General features: G+C 59.4%; 24 protein-coding genes. 18 read left to right on the top strand and 6 right to left on the bottom strand.

Annotated elements, in window-relative coordinates:
• Positions 1-255: 255 nt before the first annotated feature.
• Positions 256-1500: an MFS transporter gene (locus tag ACIK7D_RS24880; protein WP_400157764.1), complete on the bottom strand. Its 1245-nt coding sequence runs from the start codon at positions 1498-1500 to the stop codon at positions 256-258.
• Positions 1501-1593: 93 nt separating this feature from the next.
• On the opposite strand from ACIK7D_RS24880, the gene ACIK7D_RS24875 reads away from it, so the two are divergent.
• The 8 genes from ACIK7D_RS24875 to ACIK7D_RS24840 all read left to right on the top strand — a co-directional run bounded on the left by ACIK7D_RS24875 (position 1594) and on the right by ACIK7D_RS24840 (position 9155).
• The gene (locus tag ACIK7D_RS24875) at positions 1594-2451 is read left to right on the top strand and encodes a LysR family transcriptional regulator (RefSeq protein WP_400157763.1); all 858 of its coding nucleotides are present in this window, start codon (positions 1594-1596) and stop codon (positions 2449-2451) included.
• 92 nt (positions 2452-2543) lie between these two features.
• On the top strand, positions 2544-3251 hold the full coding sequence (locus ACIK7D_RS24870) for a GntR family transcriptional regulator (protein WP_020812378.1): 708 nt from the start codon (positions 2544-2546) through the stop codon (positions 3249-3251).
• A 220-nt stretch (positions 3252-3471) separates the two neighbouring features.
• A complete protein-coding gene (locus ACIK7D_RS24865; protein WP_400157762.1) occupies positions 3472-4176 on the top strand; it encodes an extracellular solute-binding protein in 705 nt (234 codons plus the stop codon).
• A 195-nt stretch (positions 4177-4371) separates the two neighbouring features.
• A complete protein-coding gene (locus ACIK7D_RS24860) occupies positions 4372-5265 on the top strand; it encodes a carbohydrate ABC transporter permease (protein WP_020812375.1) in 894 nt (297 codons plus the stop codon).
• Between the two features lie 17 nt (positions 5266-5282).
• Positions 5283-6116, top strand: coding sequence for a carbohydrate ABC transporter permease (locus tag ACIK7D_RS24855; RefSeq protein ID WP_020812374.1), 834 nt, complete (start codon positions 5283-5285; stop codon positions 6114-6116).
• A 4-nt stretch (positions 6117-6120) separates the two neighbouring features.
• Positions 6121-7188 carry an ABC transporter ATP-binding protein gene (locus ACIK7D_RS24850; protein ID WP_400157761.1) on the top strand — a complete coding sequence of 356 codons (1068 nt, stop codon included), beginning with the start codon at positions 6121-6123 and terminating at the stop codon, positions 7186-7188.
• 25 nt (positions 7189-7213) lie between these two features.
• On the top strand, positions 7214-8167 hold the full coding sequence (locus ACIK7D_RS24845) for a phosphoglycerate dehydrogenase (RefSeq protein ID WP_137454393.1): 954 nt from the start codon (positions 7214-7216) through the stop codon (positions 8165-8167).
• A gap of 64 nt (positions 8168-8231) precedes the next feature.
• Positions 8232-9155, top strand: coding sequence for a dihydrodipicolinate synthase family protein (locus ACIK7D_RS24840; protein WP_400157760.1), 924 nt, complete (start codon positions 8232-8234; stop codon positions 9153-9155).
• A 60-nt stretch (positions 9156-9215) separates the two neighbouring features.
• Here ACIK7D_RS24840 and ACIK7D_RS24835 read toward each other — a convergent pair whose 3' ends face one another.
• Entirely contained in the window at positions 9216-10349 is a 1134-nt protein-coding gene (locus ACIK7D_RS24835; protein ID WP_137454391.1) for an ROK family transcriptional regulator, read from the bottom strand.
• Between the two features lie 292 nt (positions 10350-10641).
• Between ACIK7D_RS24835 and ACIK7D_RS24830 the strand changes: the two genes are divergently transcribed.
• From ACIK7D_RS24830 to ACIK7D_RS24815, 4 genes are all read left to right on the top strand, one after another.
• A complete protein-coding gene (locus ACIK7D_RS24830) occupies positions 10642-11634 on the top strand; it encodes an ABC transporter substrate-binding protein (RefSeq protein WP_135398230.1) in 993 nt (330 codons plus the stop codon).
• Between the two features lie 113 nt (positions 11635-11747).
• A complete protein-coding gene (locus ACIK7D_RS24825) occupies positions 11748-12833 on the top strand; it encodes an ABC transporter ATP-binding protein (RefSeq protein ID WP_400157759.1) in 1086 nt (361 codons plus the stop codon).
• Positions 12830-14515, top strand: a complete 1686-nt coding sequence (locus tag ACIK7D_RS24820) for an iron ABC transporter permease (protein WP_269702911.1) — start codon at positions 12830-12832, stop codon at positions 14513-14515. The genes ACIK7D_RS24825 and ACIK7D_RS24820 overlap by 4 nt, the downstream gene beginning before the upstream one ends.
• A gap of 81 nt (positions 14516-14596) precedes the next feature.
• Complete coding sequence (locus ACIK7D_RS24815; protein WP_400157758.1) at positions 14597-15559, top strand: hypothetical protein; 963 nt, start codon at positions 14597-14599, stop codon at positions 15557-15559.
• A gap of 53 nt (positions 15560-15612) precedes the next feature.
• On the opposite strand, the gene ACIK7D_RS24810 is transcribed toward ACIK7D_RS24815, so the two are convergent.
• Both ACIK7D_RS24810 and ACIK7D_RS24805 read right to left on the bottom strand, forming a co-directional pair.
• Positions 15613-16254 carry a helix-turn-helix transcriptional regulator gene (locus ACIK7D_RS24810; RefSeq protein WP_400157757.1) on the bottom strand — a complete coding sequence of 214 codons (642 nt, stop codon included), beginning with the start codon at positions 16252-16254 and terminating at the stop codon, positions 15613-15615.
• A 53-nt stretch (positions 16255-16307) separates the two neighbouring features.
• A complete protein-coding gene (locus ACIK7D_RS24805; RefSeq protein ID WP_400157756.1) occupies positions 16308-17654 on the bottom strand; it encodes a PLP-dependent aminotransferase family protein in 1347 nt (448 codons plus the stop codon).
• A 136-nt stretch (positions 17655-17790) separates the two neighbouring features.
• On the opposite strand from ACIK7D_RS24805, the gene ACIK7D_RS24800 reads away from it, so the two are divergent.
• The 4 genes from ACIK7D_RS24800 to ACIK7D_RS24785 are packed head-to-tail and all read left to right on the top strand — an operon-like array spanning position 17791 to position 20382.
• Positions 17791-18195, top strand: coding sequence for a VOC family protein (locus ACIK7D_RS24800; protein WP_400157755.1), 405 nt, complete (start codon positions 17791-17793; stop codon positions 18193-18195).
• Positions 18196-18231: 36 nt separating this feature from the next.
• Positions 18232-18861 carry a LysE family translocator gene (locus tag ACIK7D_RS24795; protein ID WP_400157754.1) on the top strand — a complete coding sequence of 210 codons (630 nt, stop codon included), beginning with the start codon at positions 18232-18234 and terminating at the stop codon, positions 18859-18861.
• 50 nt (positions 18862-18911) lie between these two features.
• The gene (locus tag ACIK7D_RS24790; protein ID WP_400157753.1) at positions 18912-19757 is read left to right on the top strand and encodes a PhzF family phenazine biosynthesis protein; all 846 of its coding nucleotides are present in this window, start codon (positions 18912-18914) and stop codon (positions 19755-19757) included.
• A gap of 28 nt (positions 19758-19785) precedes the next feature.
• On the top strand, positions 19786-20382 hold the full coding sequence (locus ACIK7D_RS24785) for an NUDIX domain-containing protein (protein ID WP_400157752.1): 597 nt from the start codon (positions 19786-19788) through the stop codon (positions 20380-20382).
• Between the two features lie 66 nt (positions 20383-20448).
• Here ACIK7D_RS24785 and ACIK7D_RS24780 read toward each other — a convergent pair whose 3' ends face one another.
• Positions 20449-21336 carry a LysR family transcriptional regulator gene (locus tag ACIK7D_RS24780; protein ID WP_400157751.1) on the bottom strand — a complete coding sequence of 296 codons (888 nt, stop codon included), beginning with the start codon at positions 21334-21336 and terminating at the stop codon, positions 20449-20451.
• A 127-nt stretch (positions 21337-21463) separates the two neighbouring features.
• On the opposite strand from ACIK7D_RS24780, the gene ACIK7D_RS24775 reads away from it, so the two are divergent.
• Positions 21464-21817 (top strand): antibiotic biosynthesis monooxygenase, encoded by a 354-nt coding sequence (locus ACIK7D_RS24775; RefSeq protein ID WP_135398260.1) that lies wholly within the window; start codon positions 21464-21466, stop codon positions 21815-21817.
• Between the two features lie 35 nt (positions 21818-21852).
• Here the strand turns inward: ACIK7D_RS24775 and ACIK7D_RS24770 are convergent, their stop codons facing one another.
• Positions 21853-22773: a LysR family transcriptional regulator gene (locus ACIK7D_RS24770; protein WP_400157750.1), complete on the bottom strand. Its 921-nt coding sequence runs from the start codon at positions 22771-22773 to the stop codon at positions 21853-21855.
• A 150-nt stretch (positions 22774-22923) separates the two neighbouring features.
• Between ACIK7D_RS24770 and ACIK7D_RS24765 the strand changes: the two genes are divergently transcribed.
• On the top strand, positions 22924-23583 hold the full coding sequence (locus ACIK7D_RS24765; RefSeq protein ID WP_003521973.1) for a hydrolase: 660 nt from the start codon (positions 22924-22926) through the stop codon (positions 23581-23583).
• Positions 23584-24066 lie beyond the last annotated feature (483 nt).

Here is a 24066-nt window from a genome sequence, read left to right as displayed (position 1 = left end):
GCGGGCGGGCGATTGACGACGGTGGCATGATGCGGTTCAGAAGCATTCTGTAACGGATCGTAAGGCCTTCGAGCGGTATAAAGGAAGACCGGTCATTCTATATCTACTAATTTTATAGAAAATCAGTTCCCGAAATCGGCGATTTCGGGAGAGATTGCGCTGCCCTTCGCTTTCCTCGGAAGGCAGCAGCCGCATAGGTTTCCCAGCGACCGCCGTCACTTTTATGTCTTCGATTGCCTCCGCGCCTATCCCGTTTCATGAAGAGCCGATCTGAGCTTTCTGCCGGCGCGGCGATGAGATTGCGAGGGGTAGCGCCGTTGCGACCACCGGCACGATCAGTGCGGACCATGCTGCCCCGTAGCCAAAATGATCGACCAGAAGGCCGAATATATAGGGGCCGATTGCCATGACACCCAGGCAGATCGTGGAAGCGAAGGCGATCGTCGACGCTATCGAACCTTTCGGTGCGCTTTCGGCGATCTGCAGAAGATAAAGTGGAAACCACCCGATCCCGAATATTCCCAGCACGACAAGCATGACGAGGATAATAGGTGCCGGGGCGTCGATGGGCAGAGCCGCGAGGATTGCGGCAGCGCCTGCGGCAATGACGGATACCAGGCCGAAGGATTGCGTGCGAAGGCCGGGTCGTAAACGGTCGCTGAGCCATGGCAGCAAAATCCGGCCAGGAATGCCTGCAAGCTGCGTTGCGGCAAACATGGACGATGCGGCAAAAAGGCCAAGGCCCAATCCATCCGCCATGAAGCCGATGACGTGTGCGGTGAGGGTGAATTGAAATGCCGACATGGCGATACCAAGCCGCAATACAGGCCAGAAGCTCGGATTCTGCCCTACCTCACGGGCGAGTTTTGCCAGGGGAAGCGGGCGCTCGGTTTTTGCGGCCACATCGCCTCCCTCGCGATAGAGACCCCAGAAGAGTGCGGCGCCCATGACGGAAACACCGGCGCAGAGCCATGCTGCCGCATGCCATCCGTAACGAACCGCCATGAACGGGAGGAGGGCGGCCGCGATCATCGTTCCGAAAGGAACCGCGGCCTGCCGAAACCCTGTCGCTATGCCGCGTTTGGCAGGCGGGAACCAGCGCATGATCGCCCGCGTGCCGCCCGGTTGAACCGCAGCATAGGTGCCGCCCAGAAACGCGATGCACAAAAGCAGCGCGGGCAGGCTGTTTGCGAATGACGCCGCGCCGGCCATCGCGAGCGCCATGCCGAGCATGGCAATGCCGACAATGCGGCGCTCACCGTGAATATCGATGGCGCGGCCGAGCGTGAACATCGTCACGATCTGCACACCGTTCATGACGGTCACGGCAAGGGACGCGGATGCGAGGGAGATGCCGAATGCTTCCCGCCAGAAGGGCACGAGGATGTAAATCCCCTGCGATACGAACGAGCCGGCGGTTTGCGTTGCGACGGCGACGGCAAGGACTGCCCAAATCCGGCGGTCGGCGGCTGGCGTGAGCGAGGAAATCTGTGAAGACACGAAAAGCTCCTATCGAGAGTTTTCGTGTGCAATAGCGCTCGCGAGAACCCGATAGAATTAGGGGCTTGCGCATTTCAGCGATAACAGCTTGTTATGCAAGACATGCGCTCATTGGATCCCGAGGCCGTCGAGGCTTTCCTTCTCGTTGCAGAATTGCAGTCGTTCACGCGGGTTGCAGGCGTGATGAACACGTCACAGGCGGCGATATCGCTGCGCCTGCGCCGGCTTGAGGACATGTTGGGGCATCGTCTCGTCGAACGGACGCCGCGCCGTGTGCGTTTGACGGCCGCCGGCGAACGCTTTCTGGAGCCCGCCCGGGCTTATGTCGCGGCTGGCCGGCGTGCGCTCGATGTCTTTGGGCAGGAGCCGACCCGCCTCGCGATCGGTTTCACGCATCATTTGATCGGGGCCGACCTGCCCCGGATACTCCGGGTGATCAGCGAGCGTGAGACGAGCGTTACGCTTCATCTGCGCACCGCCGGCACCAGGACCCTGCTTGAGCTCTACGATGCCGGCGCGCTCGATGCGATTGTCGTGTTGCGGCACGAGGACATCCGCCGCGATGGCGAATTGCTGTTTCAGGAAAGCTTCGGCTGGTACCGCAGCGCGGATTTCGATCTGTCTTCGAACCTGCCGGTGCCGCTGGTGCTTCAACCGGAGCCCTGCAATTTGCGAGCCATGGCCCTTCGGGCGCTGGAGGCGGCGGACATCGCCTGGCGCGAGGTATTCGTCGGAACCGGGGCAACGGCGGTGGGTGCGGCTGCCGAAGCCGGGATCGGCGTCGCACTGCTGGCGCGAAGTGTATCGCCTGCCGGTCTGCGGGAGGTGAGGGAAGGCCTGCTCCCAGAACTTTCAAAGCTGGACGTTGTGATGATTTCCGCGGTCACCGGCGATCACGCGAACGCCGTGCTGCGACGGATCACGCGGGCATTTCAGTCCCCTCGAGCCTGAATGGCCTATTTTCGAATTTCATCTTTGACCGTGATTGAATCTCATTGGCAACCTTACTAACATGTTAGGTACATGCATTGGAGGTTCGCTCATTGGTAGAGAAAAAGAAAAAGGATGGCCGTAGCCTGAGAAATGCGGAGGGGCACGTCAATCAGAGAGACCGCGCCTATTCCAGTTTCACGGAGCACCTTCTTTCCCGCCAGCTCCGCCCCGGACAATTTGTTTCGCAACGGCAATTGGTCGAGCTTACCCAGTTGCCGCTTGCGGCGATCCGTGAGCTGATCCCGCGCCTTGAGGCCGAAGGGCTGCTGGTGACGGTTCCGCAGCGTGGCATGCAGATTGCCCAGGTCGATCTCAATCTGGTGCAGGATGCATTTCAGGTCAGGCTGTTTCTGGAAAAGGAGGCGGTCCAGATATTCGCGAGGCTGGTTAGCGATGAGACGCTGGAGGCCATCCGGCAGGAACATCTGGATATCATCGATGCCTGCAATGCCGAACCGGACGCCAATCACGTTTCCAGAGCCCTTGTGGACAGGGCGCAGGAGCTGGATTCCCGATTTCATCACGGCATGATCGATTCCCTGCAGAATTCGATCCTCACCAATATCTACCGTGTGAACGCCATAAAAATCCGGCTGATCCGCCAGGCGCATACACAGCTCAATCCTCCGCTAGTCCTGCCCACGATGTACGATCACCTGAACCTTCTCGATGCGATTGCCTCACGCGATCCGGCCGCAGCAGCCGCCGCGATGGAACAGCACATTCACAATGCCAAAAACCGCGCGATCGCACGGTAGCCGCCCTTCTGGCGGGCTTTCCGGGCAGTTTCCCCATGCTTGGGGCAGCCATCCCAGAGCGTGACGTCAAATGAAACCGCTGCCGAATGCATAAGGGCGCCGTGGTGGAATGTCACTATCAGTCAAGGTAACATGTTAGCTATTGCGGCAGTGAAATTTTCCTGCCGCAAAAACAATCTCGGAATGCGACAAGTCGGTCAACGCCTGGACGGCGCGCGGCGTGCGCAATGCGATCCCCTATCCGATGGCGTCTTTCGTCTTCAATCTTGGCGGCGACTTCAAGTCCGCGGACAAGACCAAGCCGGGCCTGTGCCAGGAAAAGACCATAGCCGGCCTGCAGATGTATGGCGATCTTCTGAAAACCTATGGCGCCGTCGGTGCTTCCAACCATTCCTTCCCGCAGGTCGTCGAACTTCTCGGTCAGGGCAAGGTGGCCATGACGCATGAGTCCTCCAACGAATTCTCCAATATCGTCAAATTCCCCGGCCGCGCTGAAGATCTTGCCATCAAGGTACTACCGCCCGGCAAGGAGACTGGCATTTCCAAGCCCGTTGCCTTCGGCTGGGGGCTTTCGATGTCGAATTTCTCCAAACGCAAGGAGGCCACCTGGCTGTTCATGCAATGGGCAACGTCGCCGGAGATCGAGGCCCGTCTCATTCAGGCTGGTGTCGCGCCGCCACGCAGCTCGGTCTTTGATGGTGCGGATATGAAAAAATTCACCGACGAATTGCCGATCCGCAAGAGCTGGGCCGACGCCATCAGGCAGATCAGCAAAACCGGCACCGGCGACTACGCATCGCCGACCGACAAGGTGCCGCAGACCCGCGAGATCATCGGCAAGGTGGTTCAGGATTACCTGCTCGGCAACAATACGATCAAGGATGGCGCCTGCGAGGCGGACAAGGCCCTGCTCGCCCTGCAATAATTCGCCGGCCCCAGGAATTCCTCCCGGGAAATCCGGTTCCGTGCTGCAAAGTCCGGAGCCGGATCCCCGGCGGGAAATATTGCTCTCCCCAATCGTTGCACAGGTCGCCGGTCAGTTTCACGGCGAGCGGCCTGGCGCGACTTCGGGCAGGCAATTGCAGACACAAATATCATTTTCATGAGGAATCCCTGTGTGATGACCGCTCCGATGCCTTCCCGCATCTCCGGCCCCGGCCAGACCGTTCTTTCCTTTCGCTGGATGATGGCGCCCGCCGTGGCATTCGTCGGCTTGATGATCGTTTTCCCCATTCTTTATGCGATCTGGCTTTCGCTGCGCGAAAACTCGCTTGGCATGGATGATCGTTTCGTCGGTCTTGCGAATTATCTCGAGCTACTTTCCGACGGGGAATTTCACAACGCCTTCATTCTGACATGGGTGCTTTATGGACTTGCGCTCGCCATGCAGATGGTAATCGGCACCTGGCTTGGTTTCACCCTCAACCGGGTGCGTAGCGCGCGCAATCTCGTTCGCACGGTGGCTGTCATGCCCTTCATGATGCCGCCGGTGGTCGTGGGCATGATGGCTATCGTCATTCTCGATCCGGCCGTCGGCGTTGCGAACTGGCTGCTCGGGGAGGTGGGGATCGGCCCGAGCCTCTGGCTCGCCGATCCCAAGTGGGTCCTTCTGACGGTTGCCGCCGTCGACACCTGGCAATGGTCGCCGCTGATCGGACTTCTGGTTCTGGGCGGCCTTCAGTCCCTGCCGACGAAGGTGTTCGAGGCGGCGGAAATCGATGGCGTGATCGGCTGGAAGAGGCTCGTTCACATCACCCTGCCATTGCTTGCACCGACACTGCTGTCCGCCGCGATCCTGCGGTCGGTCGATCTGCTGCGTTTCTTCGACGTGATCTACATCACCACGCGTGGCGGGCCGGGCAATGCGTCGACCACGCTCAATATCTATGCCTACCAGCAGGGCTTCGAGTTTTCTCGTTTCGGCTACGCCTCGGCCGGCATGATCACGCTCGCAGCCGTCGTCATGGTCACCGTCGTCGCCTTTTCCCGACTGCGACAGGCCGTCACCTGGTAAATCGAGGAGGAATTTTCATGCACGAACACGAGGCATATCAGCCTTCCCTTGCCGAAAGACTGCGCGGCGGCCTGAGCACCGCCATTCTGGTCATCGCCGCGATCACCCCGATCCTCTGGATGATCCTGTCGTCCTTCAAGGATCGTTATGAGGTGACGAAGCTGCCGCCGAGCCTCTTTTTCACGCCCACCCTCGACAATTACCGGCAGCTTTTCGAGCGCACGGAATTTCTGTCCAATACACTGAATTCGCTCATCGTTTCGACGGGTGCGACATTGCTCGGCATCCTGCTCGCCTTTCCGGCGGCCTTTGCCGTGTCCTGGCATCGCACCACATGGCCCGCGACACTGGCGCTGTTTTCACGCATGGCGCCGGGCACGCTGTTCCTGCTGCCCTGGTTCATCATCTTTTCCGAACTCGGGCTGGTCGGCTCCTACACGGTGTTGATCCTGACCCATGCCGTCATCGCCATGCCGGTCGCCCTGTGGACGATGCTGCCCTATTTCGACGCCATGCCGCGCGAACTGGTGGAAGCCGCTCAGATGGATGGCTGCCGTCCGCTGTCGGTGCTCTGGCGCATCGTTCTTCCGGTGGTCATGCCCGGCGTGGTGGTGTCATCCATTCTCTGCTTCATCTTCACCTGGAACTATTTCCTGTTCGCTCTGGCGCTCTCCGGCTTCGACACCAAGACCGCCATCGTCGCGTCGTTCAATTTCATCGGCGAGGGCGTCACCAACTGGGGTGCGCTGATGGCCGCCGCAACCATGATCGCTCTTCCGCCGCTCATTCTTACCCTGCTCGTCCAGCGCCGCCTTGTCGCGGGCCTGTCCGCAGGGGCAGTCAAAGGATAATTCCATGGCCACCCTTTCCATTCAGAACGTCGTCAAGGCTTACGGCGCGCACCGTGTCATCCATGGCCTCTCCTTCGATATTGTCGATGGCGAATTCATTGTCTTCGTCGGTCCTTCCGGCTGCGGAAAATCGACGCTGCTGCGCATGATTGCCGGCCTGGAGAATTTTCAGGAGGGTTCGATCTCCATTGACGGAACGGTCGTCAACAGGCTTCGTCCCTGGGAACGGGATGTGGCGATGGTGTTTCAGGAATATGCGCTTTATCCGCATATGACCGTGGAAAAGAACATCGGCTTTGCCCTGCGGATGAACGGTGTGCCGGAGGCGCAGGTGAAGCAGCGCGTCGAAGACGTGTCGCGCACCCTGCGGCTCACCCATCTGCTGAAGCGACGCCCGCGCGAACTTTCCGGTGGCCAGCGCCAGCGTGTGGCGATGGGGCGCGCCATGGTGCGCGGACCGAAGGTTTTTCTCTTTGATGAGCCGCTCTCCAATCTCGACGCGCAACTGCGTGTCGATCTGCGTGCGGAAATCAAGCAGCTCCACCAGCGGCTCGGCAGCACCATGATCTATGTCACCCACGATCAGGTGGAAGCCATGACCATGGCCGATCGTATCGTCGTGCTGAAGGACGGTCACATCCAGCAGATCGGTGCGCCGCAGGAGCTTTACCGCAACCCGAGAACCCGCTTCGTCGCCGGTTTTATCGGGGCGCCGGCCATGAATTTCCTGCCCGTGCAGCTTTCGAAGGGTGTTGCAACCTTGCCGGATGGCACGCGCATCCCCGTTTCGGTCGAACGCCGGGACTATGAAGGTGCAGCGGAACTCGGCGTGAGGCCAGAACATCTTTCGCTGGATTCGGCCCATCGGGCTTCGTCGTCCGCCACGATTTCCGGTCCCGTTCAACTGATCGAACCATTGGGGGCCGACACGCTCGCCTTGCTGGATATTGCCGGCAACCGGCTGAATTGCCGCCTGCCGGGCGACATGGCGCCTGCGCCGGGCGAGATCCTGACCGTGAGTTTCGATCCCGATCGCTGCGTTCTGTTCGATCAGGCCGGTGCACGTATTTAATTCCGATTTTCCGAGAGACACTGAAATGAGCAAGACCGTACTGGTAACGGCAACGAATTATTCCCGCTATTGCGCGGACGCCAAGGCGATGCTGGAGGCGGAAGGTATCGACGTCGTTGAAAACGGCTTCGGGCGGCCGATGACATTTGACGAATTATCGGCAAGACTTGGCGATGTCGATGCCGTTATCGCCGGTGTCGACACATGGAACGACCGTGTTTTCCACCTTGCCCCGCGACTGAAGGCGATCGCGCGTTTTGGCGTCGGTGTCGATAATATCGATATCGATGCGGCCCACCGGCATGGCATCGCGGTGACGAATGCGCCGGGCGGCAATGCCAATGCGGTGGCCGAACTGACGCTCGGGCTGATCCTTTCGGCAATGCGCCGGATACCCTATCTGCACGATGCCTTGCGCGGTGGCGCGTGGGACCGGTTCGTCGGGCAGGAACTGATCGGCCGTCGTGTCGGTCTCCTCGGTTTCGGTAACATCGCCCGCAAGATCGCGCGCAAACTCTCCGGTTTCGAGGTGGAGGTGATCGCTTACGACAAGTTTCCCGACCAGACTGCCGCAACGAAGCTTGGTGTGCGGATGTGCGAGATGGATGAGGTGCTTTCGTCTTCCGACATTCTCGTGATGATGATGCCGAGCCTGCCGGAGACACGCCGCCTCATGGATGCCGGCCGTTTTGCCCGGATGAAACCCGGCTCGATTTTCATAAACACGGCGCGTGGCGCCCTTGTGGATGAGAAGGCGCTTTACGACGCCATCGTCAGCGGCCATCTTCAGGCAGCGGCGATCGATGTCTATGAGATGGAGCCTGCCTTGCCCGATAATCCGCTCTTCACCCTGCCGCAGATCGTCACTACGCCGCATACGGCAGCGGAAACCTACGAAACCTACACCTCCATCGGCCGGATTACCGCCGAGGCCGTGATCGATGTGCTCGCGAACCGCCAGCCACGCAACCAGCTCTGACCCACGCCGGCAAGGCTTCCGCATTGGAATACCGGAACCACATATGTTTGACAGGACGAAAACAATGACCAAGCGTATCGAAGGCATCATTCCCGTGATGATCACCCCCTTCAGGGGCGGCAAGATAGATTTCGAAGGTGTCGCCAATCTCGTGGAATGGTACATCGCCAATGGATCGGACGCGCTGTTTGCCGTTTGCCAGTCTTCTGAAATGATGTTCCTCACCCTTGAGGAGCGGGTGGAACTGGCTGCTTTTGTCAAGAAGGCCGCAGCCGGCCGCATTCCCGTCATTGCCTCGGGCCATATCAGCGAGGCGCTTGAGGATCAGCAGAAAGAGCTCAACGCCATCGCGCAGACGGGGGTTGACGGCATGGTGCTTGTCACCAACCGGCTGGATGCCCGGGAGGAGGGCGGCTCGAAGTTTCTCGATGATCTCGGCTGGCTTCTCGAGCGTCTGCCTTCCGACCTGCCGCTTGGTCTCTACGAATGCCCGGCTCCCTATCGCCGTCTCATGACCGATGCCGAAATTTCCTTCTGCGCCAATAGCGGTCGCTTCGTTATCCTCAAGGATGTCTTCTGTGATCTTGAAACGGTCAAGCGGCGTGTAGCGCTCACCGCGAATACGCCGCTCGCCATCGTCAATGCCAATGCGGCAATTGCATTCGACGCCATGAAAGCGGGATCGCGCGGTTTCACCGGGGTCTTCACCAATTTCCATCCCGATCTCTACAAATGGCTGCTGACGGAAGCCGGCCGGCAACCGGAACTGGCTGACGAGCTGTCGGTCTATCTGGCGCTCGCCGCCATGGCGGAGCCCATGGGGTATCCCAAACTGGCGAAGCTCTATCACCAGCGCCTCGGCACCATAAGCGACATCGAAAGCCGCGCGGTGACGTTCGATATTCAGGAGCGTTTCTGGGCGATAGAGGCTCTTCTGGACAAGATCATGCAGGGCACGGAGCAATTCCGGCGGCGCATATCCAGATAGCGGGGTCTCCTGTCATCAACAGGCAGACAATAGGGGAAGAGTTCTGGCGGCCATGACGTGTCATGCCCAGCCTTTCAGCGCCCGCCCGGAATAATAGCTGGGCGTGGTGGCGCGGTAGATCGGTATGCTGGCGGCGCCGAGATGAGGCAAGTCGCTCATGATCGATTTGCGTATTTCCGGCGGCTCGACGAAAAAATCCTCGCCGAGCATTTCCAGGGAACCGATACGCCGCACGATATGTTCGAGAATCCAGTCCGGCAGCGATCCACCGAAAATGATGGCTGCCGGATCCATCGTGCGGGCGACCGTCAGTGAAAGCAGACGAAGCTGATCCGTTGCCCGCTCCAGCCAGGACACCATGGCGGGATGGTCGGCATAACTCTCGTCAATGTCCTTCAGGCGTCGAATGCCGATGCCTTGGGCGGCCAGAGCGTCGCACAGGTCCTGTCCCGAGGGGCGGGGATGGGACTTCGGAAACAGTCCGCCGAACTCGCCGGCATTGCCATTGGTGCCGCGATAAAGATGGCGTTGCACCACCAGGGCGCCACCAATGCCATATGTCAGCCAGATCATCGCGAAATTGCGAATATTGCGGCCTGCACCGTAATAGAGCTCGGAAAGAATGACGGCATTGCCGTCATTTTCGTGAAAGACCGGGAAATCGAAATAGGGCTGGAAGTCCTTGTCGACGTCGATATCGCGCCAGCTTTCGAACTGCTTGATGCGGAAGACATGGCCGCGATCTCGCTTGAAATGGCCGGGAAAGCTGATGCCGCATCCCAGCACATCTTTCTTTCTTATCTTCGCTTTTTCAAGCACTTGCCGGGCGGCCGCCTCGGCCATCTCCATAATATGCTCGAAACTGTGCCCCTCCAGTTCCGATCTGATTTCCTGCCTTATCGTGCCGTTGAGATCGGCCACGCAGACACGCAGATCGTCTGGATTGAAGTAGACCCCCAGCGTGAAAAGCCCGTTCGGGTTGATTTCGATGGCGGTGGACGGTTTGCCCCTTTTACCGTCGTTGCGGGCCTCCTCCGCTTCGACGATGAGGCCGGATTCCAGGAGATTGGCCGTCAGGCGGGTAAGGGTCGGTGCGGAAACATCCATCTCCCGCGCCAGTTCGATACGCGACATGCCTCCCTTGCCGCGCAAAATCTCGAGCAGGCGCCGCTCATTGTAGCCGAGATCGATCAAACAAGTCTCTCCGCGAGAAGTTACGCCGGATGATTAGCGGAAATCGCGCGATTGTACACCTCGTTTTGCCGGAAAACCTGCCGTCGAGAGCGGACGGCTGGGAGTAAAAATCATGAAAAACTGTGTTTTTTCAGTTTGATAATTTATTTTCACAGTCAAAATAAATTCCGGCTTGACTAATTAATTTACGTAAAGAAAATAAATAATAGGCAGCGGGTGGCGACAGGCAAAATCAAAAAGAAATCATGTCGCAGGCCGGTCTGTCAGGGAACAAAAAAACGGAGGCCCCCTTATGCGTAAATCATGCACTATTTTCGCGCGCCTTTTTGCCGGCGCCACTTTCCTTGCCAGCGCGGCTTTCGCTCATGCCGAAGGTACCGTTGTGGTCTATTCCGCCGCCCCGCAGCAGCTCATGGACGAATTGCTGCCCATGTTCGAAAAGAAAACCGGCACCAAGGTCGAGCTTGTCAAAGCCGGGTCCGGCGAGCTGATGAACCGCATCAAGGCGGAGAGCGGCAAGGCGGCGGGCGATGTGATCTGGAGCGTCGACGGGACGGTCATCGATTTCTCCGCCGACCTTTTCGAGCCATACAAGCCGGTTGAGGCTGCGTCGATCAACCCCGCCTTTTCACCGAGCGCGAACTGGGTGCCTTTCACGGCTGTCGTCACGGCCTTTATCGTCAATAAGGAGGCCCTGAAAGGTGCTCCCGTTCCGACATCCTGGGCCGATCTCGCAAAGCCGGAATATAAGGGCCTGATTTCGTCGGCCCGCGCCGATCAGTCCGGCTCGGCCTATATTCAGATGGCAACGGTATTGCAGGATTTCGACAGCGAGGAAAAAGGCTGGGAAATTTATACCGGCATCCTCGGCAACTCGGTTCTTTCCACCTCTTCAGGTGCGGTGCCGCGTTTCGTCAACGATGGTGAACAGGCCGTTGGCATTACACTGGAAGATGCCGCGCTGCGCTACAAGCTTGGCAGCGCGCCGGTCGAAATCGTTTATCCGAAAGAGGGTACGGCAATCGCGCCTGACGGCATGGCGCTCGTGAAGGGAGCGCCAAATGCCGGCAATGGCAGGGCCTTCATCGATTTCATCGTCTCCAGGGAAGCGCAGGAAATCGTGGTGAAGGCGGGTCGTCGTTCGGTTCGAACCGATGTTCCCGCCAATCCGGCACTCGTTCCGCTTTCCGATGTTCCAGACGCGAAATACGATTTCAAATGGGCTGCGGACAATCGCGCGCGCCTGATGGAAAAGTGGAACGAGACATTGCTCGACGTTCAGTAAGATAATTGCCGGGGACGGCGCAGAAGCGGCGTCCCCCTTTATCCCATTCACAATTCGCTTTTCGTTTGTCCAGCGTGGTCACCGGCCGTGCAGGATCTGTCATGGAGCAGCACATGGCCGCCGTGGAAATTACCAGCATAAAAAAGAGCTACCGGGATGTCGTTGCCCTTTCCGACATCAATATCTCCATCCCCTCGGGATCGTTCTTTACGCTTCTCGGTCCGAGCGGATGCGGCAAGACGACCCTCCTGCGCACGATTGCCGGGTTTCACCAGCAGGACAGCGGCAGTATCAGTATCGAAAGACAGGCGATCGAGCATGTGCCCGCACATAAGCGCGATGTCGGCATGGTTTTTCAGGATTATGCGGTATTTCCGCATATTTCCGTCTTCGACAACATCGCCTTCGGTTTGAAGCAGCGCAAGGCGTCTTCCGCCGAGATTCGTGAACGTGTCGGCAAGATTCTCGATATCGTGCAGCTCGCTCCCTACGCCAAGCGCATGCCGCATGAATTATCCGGCGGTCAGCAGCAGCGCGTCGGCCTGGCGCGAGCGCTCGTCATCAATCCGAAAGTGTTGTTGATGGACGAGCCACTATCCAACCTCGATGCCAAACTGCGCGTCGATCTGCGGCGCGAGTTGCGCGAAATCCAGCAGGCCATGAACATTACCACGGTTTATGTGACCCATGATCAGGAGGAGGCGCTTGCCATGTCCGATCTGGTCTGTGTGATGTATGGCGGCGTCATCCAGCAGGCAGCCGCACCCTGGGAAGTCTATAACAATCCCGCCAACCGTTTCGTCGCCTCCTTCGTGGGGGCGAACAACTTCCTGACGCTGGATCGTTCGGGTGGACAGACGTCTATTTCCGGGCACAGGGTGGGGCTGCCACAGGTCGACGCCATTGCGCCGCAACGAACGGTCGTTGCCGCCATCCGTCCCGAAGCGATTACCGTTGGCTCGCCCGCGACCGAAGATGAAGACCACATCGAACTGCCTGTCACCATAAGGCAGGTCAGCTTCACCGGCCGCGAGATGAATGTTGCCGCAGTGCTGTTGTCGGGAGAGGAAATCGAGGCGATCACCAAGCCGTCGTCCGATATCATCGCCCTCCAGCCCGGCCAGAAAACGGTTTTCTCCTGGTCTGCGGGTGATACCAAGCTCTTCGGTGAGGGTATTACCGGGGAGCGCCTGTCATGACGGATGTGACCGCAACCGTAACCACGGGCGGCTTCCGCCTGAGACTGCCGGGCTTCTGGACCAGCGTGACGGCATTTGCCGTTGTCATGCTGGCGATCTTTTTGATCCTGCCGATCTTCAGCGTGTTCTTCATCAGCTTCTTCGACGCCAAGACGGGTGCTTTCGGTTTCGGCAACTATGTTCAGGTGCTGACGCGGCGTTTTTATACCGTGGCATTGTGGAATACGCTCGTCATCGGCGTGCTCGGCATGTTGGGGGCCTGCCTGCTCGGTATTCCGCTTGCCTTCTGCACCTCGCGATACCGCATCAAGGGCCGTACCTTCATTGCCACCTTCGCAGTGCTGGTTCTGTGCGCGCCGCCCTTCATCGGCGCCTATGCCTGGATCATGCTGTTCGGCGCCAACGGCGCAGTCACCAATCTCCTGTCTTTCGCCGGCATTTCACTGCCGACCATCTACGGGATACCCGGCATCGTGATGGTCTTCAGCCTGAAGTTCTTTCCCTATATCTTCCTGATGACGGAAAATGCGCTGAACACCATCAACAAATCCTATGAGGATGCGGCGGAAAACCTCGGCTGCACGGCGTTCCAACGGTTCCGCAAGATCACCTTGCCGCTGGTCTTTCCGGCAGTCAGCACCGGCGCGATCATCTGCTTCGTATTGTCCATTGCAGACTTCGGGACGCCGGCAATCCTCGGCAAGGGCATCAGGACACTGTCGACCATCGCCTATGCGCAATATACCTCCGAAATGGCCGGCACACCGACCATGGCAGTCACGATTTCCATGGTCATGATCGCCATTTCCATGGCAGCGCTTCTGTTGCAGCGGCACATTCTCGCCAAGCGCCGTTATGCCAGTTCATTGACCAACCGGCCGGTAAAGCGCTCCATGCGCCCGCTGAAATCTTTCATCGTGCACGGTTTCTGCTATCTGGTCATCTTTGTCGCCATGCTGCCGTCCCTTACGGTCATCTACACATCGTTCCTCGCAACAAACGGTCCCGTCTTCACAGGCGGCTTCGGGTTGGACAGCTATGCCCGCATTCTTCGCGATTCACCGCAGGCGATTGCCAACAGCTTCACCTTTGCGCTTGCCGCTGTGGTGTTGATCGCCATTGTTTCCGGCCTGCTCTCTTTCATCGTGGTCAGGCGGGACAATGCAGTCTCGGGCTCGCTCGATCTTCTGCTGATGGTGCCCTATCTGATACCCGGCGTCGTCATGGCGATCGGCTACGTCACGACGTTCCGTTATCCGCCTTTTGACATTACCGGCACGGCACTCATCATCATCCTGCTGGTGTTTATCCGCCGCCTGCCTTACGGCGTGCGCTCCACGACGTCGATCCTGCGGCAGATCAAGCCGTCCATCGAGGAGGCCGCGGTCAATCTCGGCGCTTCGCCGGCGAAGACGTTCATATCGGTAACGGTGCCGCTGATGCTGCCGGGACTCATCATCGGTTCCTTAATGAGCTTCATCACCGCCATCAACGAATTGTCCTCGACGCTGATCCTCTACACGGCGCGGACGATCACGATGCCCGTCCTGATCTATATTCAGGTGATTGACGGCGAGTTCGGCACGGCCGCGGCACTTTCCACCTTACTTCTCGTCAGCACCGGACTTTGCGTCTTCGTCGTCTTCCGGCTTTCGGAAGACAAGGAAGCCTCTTTCGTCTGAAGCCATGAAAGATCATTCAAAACTGCAGCAGCGGCGACCCATGTGTCGCCGCCAGCCTCCCTCTGCAAGGACACCAGAAAGATGAATATCGCGAGCTTTTCGCAATCGAAATACAAGAACGCCGCAAAGCCGGGGGACGATGTGGCACTTCTCATTCCCGGACGGGTTCTGGCCGTTTTCGATGGTGCGACCGATCCGACCGGAGCAAGTTACGATGGGCTTAGTTCCGGCCGCATCGCAGCCCTTGCCGCCGCCAATGCCGTTGCTGAGATGAGCCTTGACGGCAGGCTGGAAACGCTCGCCGCGCCCGCGCTTTTTCAGAATATCAGCGATATTCTGAAAAAGGAGGCGCAGCGCATCAATGCCGGCCATCCGCCATCGACCACCCTGGCGATCGTGGCGGATATGGGCGACAACTTCCGCCTGCTGCTTGCCGGCGATTCCGGCGTGAGGGTCAATGGCACCCGTCTGTTTCAGCATACGAAGCTGATCGATACGGTAAGCACCTCGGCGCGTATATTCGTGTTCAAACAGTTTCTCGCCGCCATCGGTGATGGTGATGTGGCCGAGGCGCGCACGCGTGCGACGATCTTTTCAGGCCTGCGTTCGGCTGTCGCAAACGGCATCATGACGGCGCGGGATGCGGAAAATGTCGTCATTGCCGCAGCGGGCATGAGCGGTCTCGAGAATAACATCGAAACGGTCGAGGAATTCCTGATGGGTGGAATCCGTGTCCAGCCGCAATTCGCAAACCGGCATGGGCATGTACTGGGTTACGCCTCGGTGAATGGCGGAACCGTCATGCAGGAGGGGACGGTTGACCTCCACATCGCCAAAGACGGACTCTCGAGCGTTGAAATATTCTCCGACGGCTATTTATCCCTGCCGGTGGGGACGGATGTTGCAGCCTGGGAAGCGGAATTCGCGCGTGTCGAAGCGGCGGATTTTCACAAGCTGGGTGAGTATCCGTCCGTCAAAGGTTCGACAACGGCGGAATTCAGCGATGACAGGACCGTCATTTGCCTCAACCTGGTTCAAGGGTAGTCCAGTCTACGAGCCTCGTCTGAGCCGGCCGACATCGCGTATCGATGTCGGCATCATTCGCGGTCGGTCAGCTTGAGATGTTTGCTGACGGAGACGGCCATGCCGCGCCGGCTGACGCCAAGCTTCGCGTAGATGTTCTTCAGGTGGAATTTCACGGTCGCTTCCGAAAGGCCGAGATCGCGGGCCAAATCGTCCTCGTCCTTGGGGCGCCTGTGCTTTGCCTTGAACAGAAGCACGGCGGAGGGATTGAGATAAGGGATGCCGTCTGCGGTCAGCGACACTATTTGGATCCGCGGCCGCGTCATTTTCGGATTTCTCTTGTAAACCCAGGTGTCATTCGTCCCCGGTTCGATCATCATATCGGCGCGCCAGCACCCGGCAGGGCGATCGAAGCACCATATTTGAAAAATCTCGGGAGCCGGGTGCTGGTCCGCCGGCAGCGGTTCGATAACGCCATCGTTGACGGTATAGAACTCCATGTCACTCAGTTTCCGGCGAAAGATACCCAGATCTTCGCGCAGGACCGTGAATTCGAGATCGTCATGTTCGCGCGTCTTGCTCCCCTGCCACAGATCGAGAGCCCAGCCGCCGACAACGCACCATGGCCGCGATACGCCGTCCAGTCGCTGGGACAGTTCGGCAGGGCGCCAGGGGTTCCACCCATTCTGGTCCGGCACAAGCGGGTGATCACTCATAATATACGGTCGCTCCATGCAATTTTCGTATTGTCGTTTATTTGCCGATGGCCTCAAGGCCAACGCTTCAGCAGCCCCGCCAGAAGCGTCAGCGCCTCCGTGAGATCATCGAATGACGGGCCGCCGAGACAGAGCCGAATACCGCTCGCCGGATCGCCGGAATTCACCAGCATGGATTCGGGAAGGGTCAACTTGATACGCATCGCCGCAGCGGCGAATGCGAAACGATTGGCGGCGTCGCGTTCCATCGGCAGCCAGACGTTGTATGCATCGGGATGCGAGCCGAGCCGGTTCGTGCCGAGCAGCGAAACCGCCAGGCTGGAGCGCCGTCGGGCCTCGTGGCGTAAATCCCGCTGGATTGACGAGATGATGCCGGAGGTCAGCCAATCTTCGACCACCGCGCAGGAGAGTGCGGATGGGGCCATTGGCATGTCCTGCAGAAGGTCTTCGGCGGTGTCGTGCAGCCCGGCCGGCACTGCAAGCACGCCGATCTGCAGGCCGGGACCAAGGGACTTGGAGAGCCCGTTCACATGAAACGAGATTTCAGGAGCCAATGAGGCGAGCGGCGGCAAGGCCTCGGCCGATGCCGCATAAACGCCGTCCTCGATGATCCATACGCCCGCCCGGCGGCAAATATCCGCAATGATCTGCCGCCGCGCCGCGCCCATGGTGACGGTTGTCGGATTATGCAGCGTCGGCGTCAGATAGACTGCTGTGCCGTCACGCGACGTCGTGCCGGCGAGCGCTGCGGCAAGCGCTTCCGGCACCATGCCTTCGGTGTCGATTTCGATACCCTGCATCCGGTATCCTTTACGCCGGGCCAGTGCGATCGCGCCGGGATAGGTGATCCGTTCGGTCAGGAGCAGGCCCTTCGGGCCGCAGGCGAGATCGAAGGCCAGGGCCAGCGCCTGGCGGGCGCCGCTCGTCAGCACCAGATGTGACGGATCGACGGTCAGACCCAGCGTTTCCAGCCAGTGGGCGAGAAGGCGGCGGTGTTCCAGATGTCCGGCGGGCGGGGCGTAAAGATTGATGTGATCCGCACCGATCCTGCGGGCGATCGCCGTTAGCGTCCTGGCCAGAATGCGGGCGTTGAGCGTGGCCGGCGGCGCATTGGAGGAGAGGTCGAACTGCCGATCCTTGTGCGCCTCCTGGAGCGCCACGAATGTTCCCCGTCCCTTGACGCTGCGTGTCAGCCCGCGCCGTTCGAGAACTGAATAGGCTTTTGTCACCGTGCCAAGCCCCACCCCAAGTTTCCATGCGAGATCGCGATGGGCGGGCAGACGGTCGCCGCCCGTCAGCCGCCCCTCGATGATGTCATCGGCAAGCGCAAGCACCAGCCGTTCTGCGGCATTCGCCTCAATATCTGCAAGACGGGGAGTCCAGGGGGATTGCAGCAGCACGGTCGTACCTTCGATAAAAGTGTCACGTTACACTATTTCAATAAACACCAAGTGTAACATAGGCTATGACGACGCTGATTGAAATCCACACTTTACGGCGGGCGATCGGCCATGATGCCGGCGCCTGGAGGATCGAATGTTCAGCCATGTAACCGTCGGAACACGCGATCTTGAGCGGGCGGAACGCTTCTACGATGCGGTGCTTGTCCCGCTCGGCCTGACGCGGCGGGTCGTTACCCCGGATGGCGGGCCTGCGGCGCTTTGCTGGGTGGCAGCACACTCCCCGTTGCCCCGCTTTTATGTCTATTGTCCTTTCAACGGCGAGCCGGCCACGGTTGGCAACGGCGGCATGGTCGCCTTTCTGGCGCCGTCGAAAGAGGCGGTGGAGATGGCCTATGCCGGCGGCCTTGCGCATGGCGGCACGGATGAAGGAGGTCCGGGGCCACGCCCGCATTACGGAGACGGCTATTTCGGCGCCTATCTGCGTGACCCTGACGGTAACAAGGTTCACATCGTTCATCGCGGAGACCTCCAGCAATAGTGCTGGGGAAAGTGTCCTGCTTCTGGAGAAATCGGAATGATCGCCAGCCAGATCGCCCTCGTCTACGGCACCTATATCGTCGCCACCGCCAGCCCGGGGCCAAGCAACATGGCGATCATGGGCACGGCGATGCGTGACGGCCGTATGCCCGCCCTCGCTTTGGCGGCCGGTGTCATCACCGGCTCGCTCTTCTGGGCGATCCTTGCGGCGACGGGCATGTCCGCCGTGCTGGCCGCCTATGCCCAGGCGCTTTTCATCATCAAGATATTTGGCGGCGTCTACCTGCTTTATCTGGCCTTTCGAGCGGGCAGGTCGGCCCTGAAGCCGGTCTCCGACCTTGTGGGGATGAACACCGGGCGTGCGACGCCGCCCTATCGGGCGCTCTACCGGCAGGGTCTCCTCATGCATATCGGAAATCCGAAAGCCATCATGGCCTGGATAGCGATCATGTCGCTGGGGTTTCGCGAGGACGCGCCTGCGGGCATGTTGCCGGCGATCATTGGCGGCTGCGCCCTTCTCGGCGTCATTGTATTCGGCAGCTATGCGCTTCTCTTTTCCACCGCTTCGATGATTTCGCTCTACACCAGATTGCGGCGCTGGATCGAATCCGTGCTTTCTGCGGTATTTGCCGTTGCGGGACTGAAATTGCTTCTCTCGCAGAGCTGAGAGCCCCACCATCGGCGTTGCCGATCAATCCCAACTGAAAGAGCCATGCCATGAGTTTTGTTATCCATATGATCGATGTGTTCGGCTCCGGGCCGCTTTCCGGCAATCCGGTCGCGGTCGTCATCGGCGCCGATGCTTTGTCGGCGGATGAAATGCAGCGATTGACGCGGTGGTTCAACCTTTCCGAAACCACCTTCCTGCTGCAACCCACCCATCCACAGGCTGATTACCGGGTCAGGATATTCTCGCTGGACAGGGAATTGCCCTTTGCCGGGCATCCCACACTTGGCAGCTGCCATGCCTGGCTCTGCGCCAACGACATGCCAGAAAATCAAAACGCCATTGTTCAGGAATGCGGTGCGGGACTGGTCACGATCCGGCGCTCGCATGGGCGACTTTGTTTTGCCGCTCCGCCGCTTATCCGTTCCGGCGCACCGACGCCGGCCGAACTGGAAGAAGCGCGGCAGCTGTTGAGGATCGAGGCTTGCGATATCATCGACGCCGCCTGGATCGATAATGGTCCCGGCTGGCTGGGAATCAGGCTGGCATCGGCCGAAAAGGTGCTTGGCCTCGACCCGGCCCGCAATTGGCCCGGCCGTATCGATATCGGTGTGGTTGGCCCTCATGCGCAAGGCAGCGAGACCGCCTTTGAGGTTCGCGCCTTCTTCAGCGATCATCTGGGTGTTGTCGTCGAAGACCCCGTCACCGGAAGCCTCAACGCCTCGCTGGCGCAATGGCTCTTCGCGACGGGCGTGGTTGGCGAAGACTATGTCGCGGCGCAGGGAACGCGCCTTGGCCGCCACGGCCGCATCTACCTGACCCGCGACGATGCCGGCCGGATATGGGTTGGCGGCGAAACGCGCACGCATGTCGAAGGCCAGCTGCAAGGCATTTGAAAAGACAGACGAAAACGAGGTGACTTTGATGAGTAGCAGTGTTTACCGCCCCATTTCCGAACGCGTATTGGCGGATGATTGGGGACGGCTGACCAAGTATGAGTATGAACTTCAACTGAGGGACGGAAGCTGGCAACGGCAGACCCGGGAGGCCTATGATCGCGGCAACGGGGCGACATGCCTGTTGTACAATCCGGCAAGCGACAATGTGCTGCTGACCCGCCAGTTCCGGTTGCCTGTGCTTTTGAATGGCGGTCTGGAATCGCTGATCGAGACGCCGGCGGGGCTGCTGGAAGGCGCTGACCCGGCGACGCGAATGCGCGCGGAACTGATCGAGGAAACCGGTTATGAGGTTTCCGAACTTACGCATCTGTTCGATATCTATATGAGCCCCGGATCGGTCACGGAATATCTCGCCTTTTTCTACGGCGAATATGCCGAGAAACATAAGGTCGGGGCAGGTGGCGGTTCCACGGACGAGGGTGAAGACATCGACGTGCTGGAAATCGCCTTGCCCGAGGCGATGCGGATGATCGGCCGCGGCGATATTCGCGATGCCAAGACGATCATTCTGATCCAGCATCTCGCCATCCGGCTCTTGCAGGAAAAGATCACGGCAGGCTGATGCCCGCAACGATGCTTCCGGCCCGGCGCATGGGGAGTTCGTGTGGTTCTCTATGCCCCGGTTCGATCACCGGGCGAAAAGATTGGCGGCCATATAGTCTACAAATGCTCTGACTTTTGGAGAGAGATATCGATTGGTCGGCCAGAGGACGCGGAAGGTCCCTGTGTCGGCCATATAATCGTCCAGCAACGATACCAGTTTTCCCTGAGCGACTTCGGATGTCACTGCGAATGAGGGCAGACATGTTATCCCGAATGATCGTTCCGCAAGGTAGATCAGGGGTTCCAGCGTGCTCGCAACGGTGGCGACCGGAAGATCGATCCTGATTTCGCGTCCTTCGCGAACCAGCGGCCATGGCTCCAGCTTTCCGGAATTGGCGAAGCGATGGTGGAGACAGCGGTGCCGGACAAGATCTTCCGGGACCTCCGGGCGTCCATGCGCCTTGAGGTAGTCAGGCGCCGCCACGACGCTGTGTCTGAAGGTGCCGAGCTTGCGGCTCATCAGCCGTGTGTCCCTGATCTCGCCGGTTCTGATGACGGCGTCGAATCCCTCTTCGATGACGTCAACCAGACGATCGGTAAAATCGAGGTTGAGGCTGATTTCGGGATATACCTCCATGAAGGCGGATATCGTCGGCATCAGAAGCATGCCCGCAAGCGGAAGGCTCACCCGAAGTTGCCCGCGCGGAACGGCCTGCGATCTCGACAGTTGCGCCTGCACGGTCTCATATTCGGACTGGATGCGCCGGCATGTATCGAGGAAGAAACTTCCATCCTCCGTCAGGGCCATGCTGCGCGTCGAGCGATTGAACAGTCTTACGCCGAGCTCCTCCTCAAGACGCGCAATGGCTTTTCCGACGGCGGATCCCGAGATACCGAGGCGATGCCCGGCGGCCACGAAGTTTCCCGCTTCCGCCACCTGAATGAATATGCCGAGTGTTCCGAGCTTGTCCATGACGCCGCAATTAAGGAATTTTTGTCCGGTATGTTAAGAATAGCAGCTCGTTTATCCGCTATTTTGCTTCCGATATCCAGATGTCGTCGCGGCCGAAATGGCCCCGAGCTTCAAATGGAGATAACTCATGGAAACGAAACCTATCGCAGCTTTTGCGGGCTCACCCGCTCCCACGACCTTCGTTGTCAACGTCATTCATGCCCATCCGGGAAAGCAGGACGAAGCCTTCGCCATTATTCAGGATGTCGTTCACTATGTTGCCGAACGAAAAGAAGGGTTCCTCTGGAGCAGCCTTGCGAAAAGCACCGACGGAGAGACGGTCGTCAACGTCGAGGCCATTCAGGGAACCGGCAATGTCGACGAGTTCTTTTCCGATCCGCAATTCGTCGAAAAATTCCGGAAACTGGACACCGTCTCCAGAAGCGAGTTCCACACATACACCGTCGGCGATCTGGTTCTCCCGAAGCCCATTGCTGAGTGACGGATGGAGCGCACTCGTTTTTGAAAACGCGCCGGTCAGGTGGCGGCCGGGGGGCTTCCCCCGGCATTGGAACGGAACACCGTCGCCGGGCCATGGTCAAAGCACTCGATCAGCATTTCGGTCAGCACCCGGATTTTTCTTGCCGGATGCTGGCCGGGCGGTCTGACGACAAATATTCCCGCCGACGGCGGCGGATAGCGTTTCATGACGCGGACCAGCTCGCCTGAGTCCAGATGATCCTTGATAAGATCGTCGGGCAACACGGCGATCCCCAAACCGGCAACTGCTGCGACGGCGAGGGCGGCTCCGTTGTCGGCCTTGAAACGTCCCTGTGGGCGAATGTTTGTCACCCTGTCTCCATCCATCACCTGCCAGGTTTCCGTTGCCTGCATGAGAGCCTGATGGGTGAGGAGCTCTTCCGGTGTCTCCGGAGAACCATGGGCCCTGATATAGTCCGGGCTGGCGACGAAACTTCCGTAGAGGGGGCCGACACGTCTGGCGACAAGGTTGGAATCCTGAAGGTGGCCGACCCGGATCGCACAATCATACCCTTCTGCGATCAGATCCACGAAACGATCCGTGTAACAGGTCTGGATCTGGAGTTGGGGATAGCGGCGCGCCATTTGCGCAATCACCATTGCAAAATGCGTCGGGCCGAAAGAAAGCGGCGCAGCAATCCGCAGACGCCCGCGGAGTTCGCCAGCCGGAAGAATTGTCTCCCTCGCAACATCAATTTCGGCTGAAATCCTTGCCGCATAGTCCCGGAAGGTTGCGCCCGCCTCCGTCAGGGAAGCGCCGCGTGTGGATCGGGCCAGAAGCTGGACGCCAAGCTCGGCTTCAAGCCGCAAGAGCCGTCGGCTGACCATCGACTTGGAGATGCCGAGCCGCAGCGCGGCCGAAGTAACGCCTCCCGCATCTGCAACTTCGACGAATGTCCGAAGATCTTCGATATCCACTCAGCGTTCCTCATTCTGCGACACAGCTCAGCGCTGACAAGGACTACCGCATCATAAACAGGAATGACAAGTTTCGTGCCGCGGCAACGCCCGAAGGGGCGCATGTCTTTGCGCAAGCGCTTCAATAAACCGCCAACATAGGATGAACCCATGACCTTTCGTAACGGCCTCGATTCACTTCTCCGCCCCGAAGATTCCGTCCTCGTTCTGATCGATCATCAGCCCTATCAGCTCGCGAACCTGAACAGCCACGATCCGCAGGCTGTGGTCAACCTCACGACCGCACTGGCGAAACTGGCAAAGGCCTTCAATGTTCCGACCGTTCTTACCAGCGTGATCGCGGCGCGCGGCGGACTGCTCTTCAAGCAGATCACCGACGTGTTTCCCGGCCAGGAAGTCATCGATCGCACCTGGGTGAACACCTGGCAGGACGAGAATGTGGTGAACGTCGTCAAGGCGACCGGCCGCAAGCAACTGATCATCGCCGGCCTGTGGACCGAGGTTTGCGTCGCGATGCCCGTCATCCAGGCCGCCGGCGAAGGCTGGGACGTGACCGTGATCACCGATGCGTCGGGCGGGATTTCGAAGGAATCTCACGAAGTTGCCATCCAGCGCATGATCGCGGCCGGCGCGAACCCGATGACCGTGATGGCGCTCGCCGGCGAATGGCAGCGCGATTGGGCGCGCACCGAGCATGTCGAGGAACTGACCGAAATCCTCATCCAGCACTTCGGCGGCAGCGGCATCGCCTATCTCTGGGAACAGCAGCTTCTCAACACGCCAGTGCCGGCCACAAAGGGCGGTCACTAGGGCCGGGCAGGGACGGCGGGCGCCTGTTGGCTCCCGCCATCCCGTCGCCTCAAGGCTATTCTCCCACCCTGCAAACGACGCCGGCGCGATCCCGTAAGAAAGGGAGGCGCCGGCTTTGATCGCTTGCCAATGGGCGCGCGCATATTTATCGTCAATCCCGTGCCGGAAAAGATCGGCGCCGGTCATCGAGCTTCTTGAAAAGGTCGAAGTCGCAACGATCAGCCACGTGCTTCACTCCGGCTTTGTCGATCCCGAACTCCGGGACGTTCTTCCGGGCAAGCGCGTGGCGGGCACTGCTGTCACCCTGCGTATTCCGAATGCCCACTCGAGCAGTTCCACTACCTGACGCAACTCGTGCGCCCGGGCGATATCGTTCTCACCGACCGTTGCGGTGATACACGCCACGCCTGCTGGGGCGGTGTCATCACCACACCATTAAGAGCTGGCAACGATCCAAAACCTGCACAAGTGCGGTTCTGTCGA

The sequence above is a fragment of the Agrobacterium sp. P15N1-A genome (genome assembly GCF_044626815.1).
Lineage (GTDB): Bacteria > Pseudomonadota > Alphaproteobacteria > Rhizobiales > Rhizobiaceae > Agrobacterium > Agrobacterium leguminum.
The sequence above is the reverse complement of the archived record's forward strand: the minus strand, read 5'-3'. Positions and strand labels throughout refer to the sequence as shown.

Coding starts and splice junctions, on each gene's coding strand:
- ACIK7D_RS24875 (WP_400157763.1), top strand. CDS start 1,594: ATGCAAGACATGCGCTCATTGGATCCCGAGGCCGTCGAGGCTTTCCTT.
- ACIK7D_RS24860 (WP_020812375.1), top strand. CDS start 4,372: ATGACCGCTCCGATGCCTTCCCGCATCTCCGGCCCCGGCCAGACCGTT.
- ACIK7D_RS24855 (WP_020812374.1), top strand. CDS start 5,283: ATGCACGAACACGAGGCATATCAGCCTTCCCTTGCCGAAAGACTGCGC.
- ACIK7D_RS24850 (WP_400157761.1), top strand. CDS start 6,121: ATGGCCACCCTTTCCATTCAGAACGTCGTCAAGGCTTACGGCGCGCAC.
- ACIK7D_RS24845 (WP_137454393.1), top strand. CDS start 7,214: ATGAGCAAGACCGTACTGGTAACGGCAACGAATTATTCCCGCTATTGC.
- ACIK7D_RS24840 (WP_400157760.1), top strand. CDS start 8,232: ATGACCAAGCGTATCGAAGGCATCATTCCCGTGATGATCACCCCCTTC.
- ACIK7D_RS24830 (WP_135398230.1), top strand. CDS start 10,642: ATGCGTAAATCATGCACTATTTTCGCGCGCCTTTTTGCCGGCGCCACT.
- ACIK7D_RS24825 (WP_400157759.1), top strand. CDS start 11,748: ATGGCCGCCGTGGAAATTACCAGCATAAAAAAGAGCTACCGGGATGTC.
- ACIK7D_RS24820 (WP_269702911.1), top strand. CDS start 12,830: ATGACGGATGTGACCGCAACCGTAACCACGGGCGGCTTCCGCCTGAGA.
- ACIK7D_RS24815 (WP_400157758.1), top strand. CDS start 14,597: ATGAATATCGCGAGCTTTTCGCAATCGAAATACAAGAACGCCGCAAAG.
- ACIK7D_RS24810 (WP_400157757.1), bottom strand. CDS start 16,254: ATGAGTGATCACCCGCTTGTGCCGGACCAGAATGGGTGGAACCCCTGG.
- ACIK7D_RS24800 (WP_400157755.1), top strand. CDS start 17,791: ATGTTCAGCCATGTAACCGTCGGAACACGCGATCTTGAGCGGGCGGAA.
- ACIK7D_RS24795 (WP_400157754.1), top strand. CDS start 18,232: ATGATCGCCAGCCAGATCGCCCTCGTCTACGGCACCTATATCGTCGCC.
- ACIK7D_RS24790 (WP_400157753.1), top strand. CDS start 18,912: ATGAGTTTTGTTATCCATATGATCGATGTGTTCGGCTCCGGGCCGCTT.
- ACIK7D_RS24785 (WP_400157752.1), top strand. CDS start 19,786: ATGAGTAGCAGTGTTTACCGCCCCATTTCCGAACGCGTATTGGCGGAT.
- ACIK7D_RS24780 (WP_400157751.1), bottom strand. CDS start 21,336: ATGGACAAGCTCGGAACACTCGGCATATTCATTCAGGTGGCGGAAGCG.
- ACIK7D_RS24775 (WP_135398260.1), top strand. CDS start 21,464: ATGGAAACGAAACCTATCGCAGCTTTTGCGGGCTCACCCGCTCCCACG.
- ACIK7D_RS24765 (WP_003521973.1), top strand. CDS start 22,924: ATGACCTTTCGTAACGGCCTCGATTCACTTCTCCGCCCCGAAGATTCC.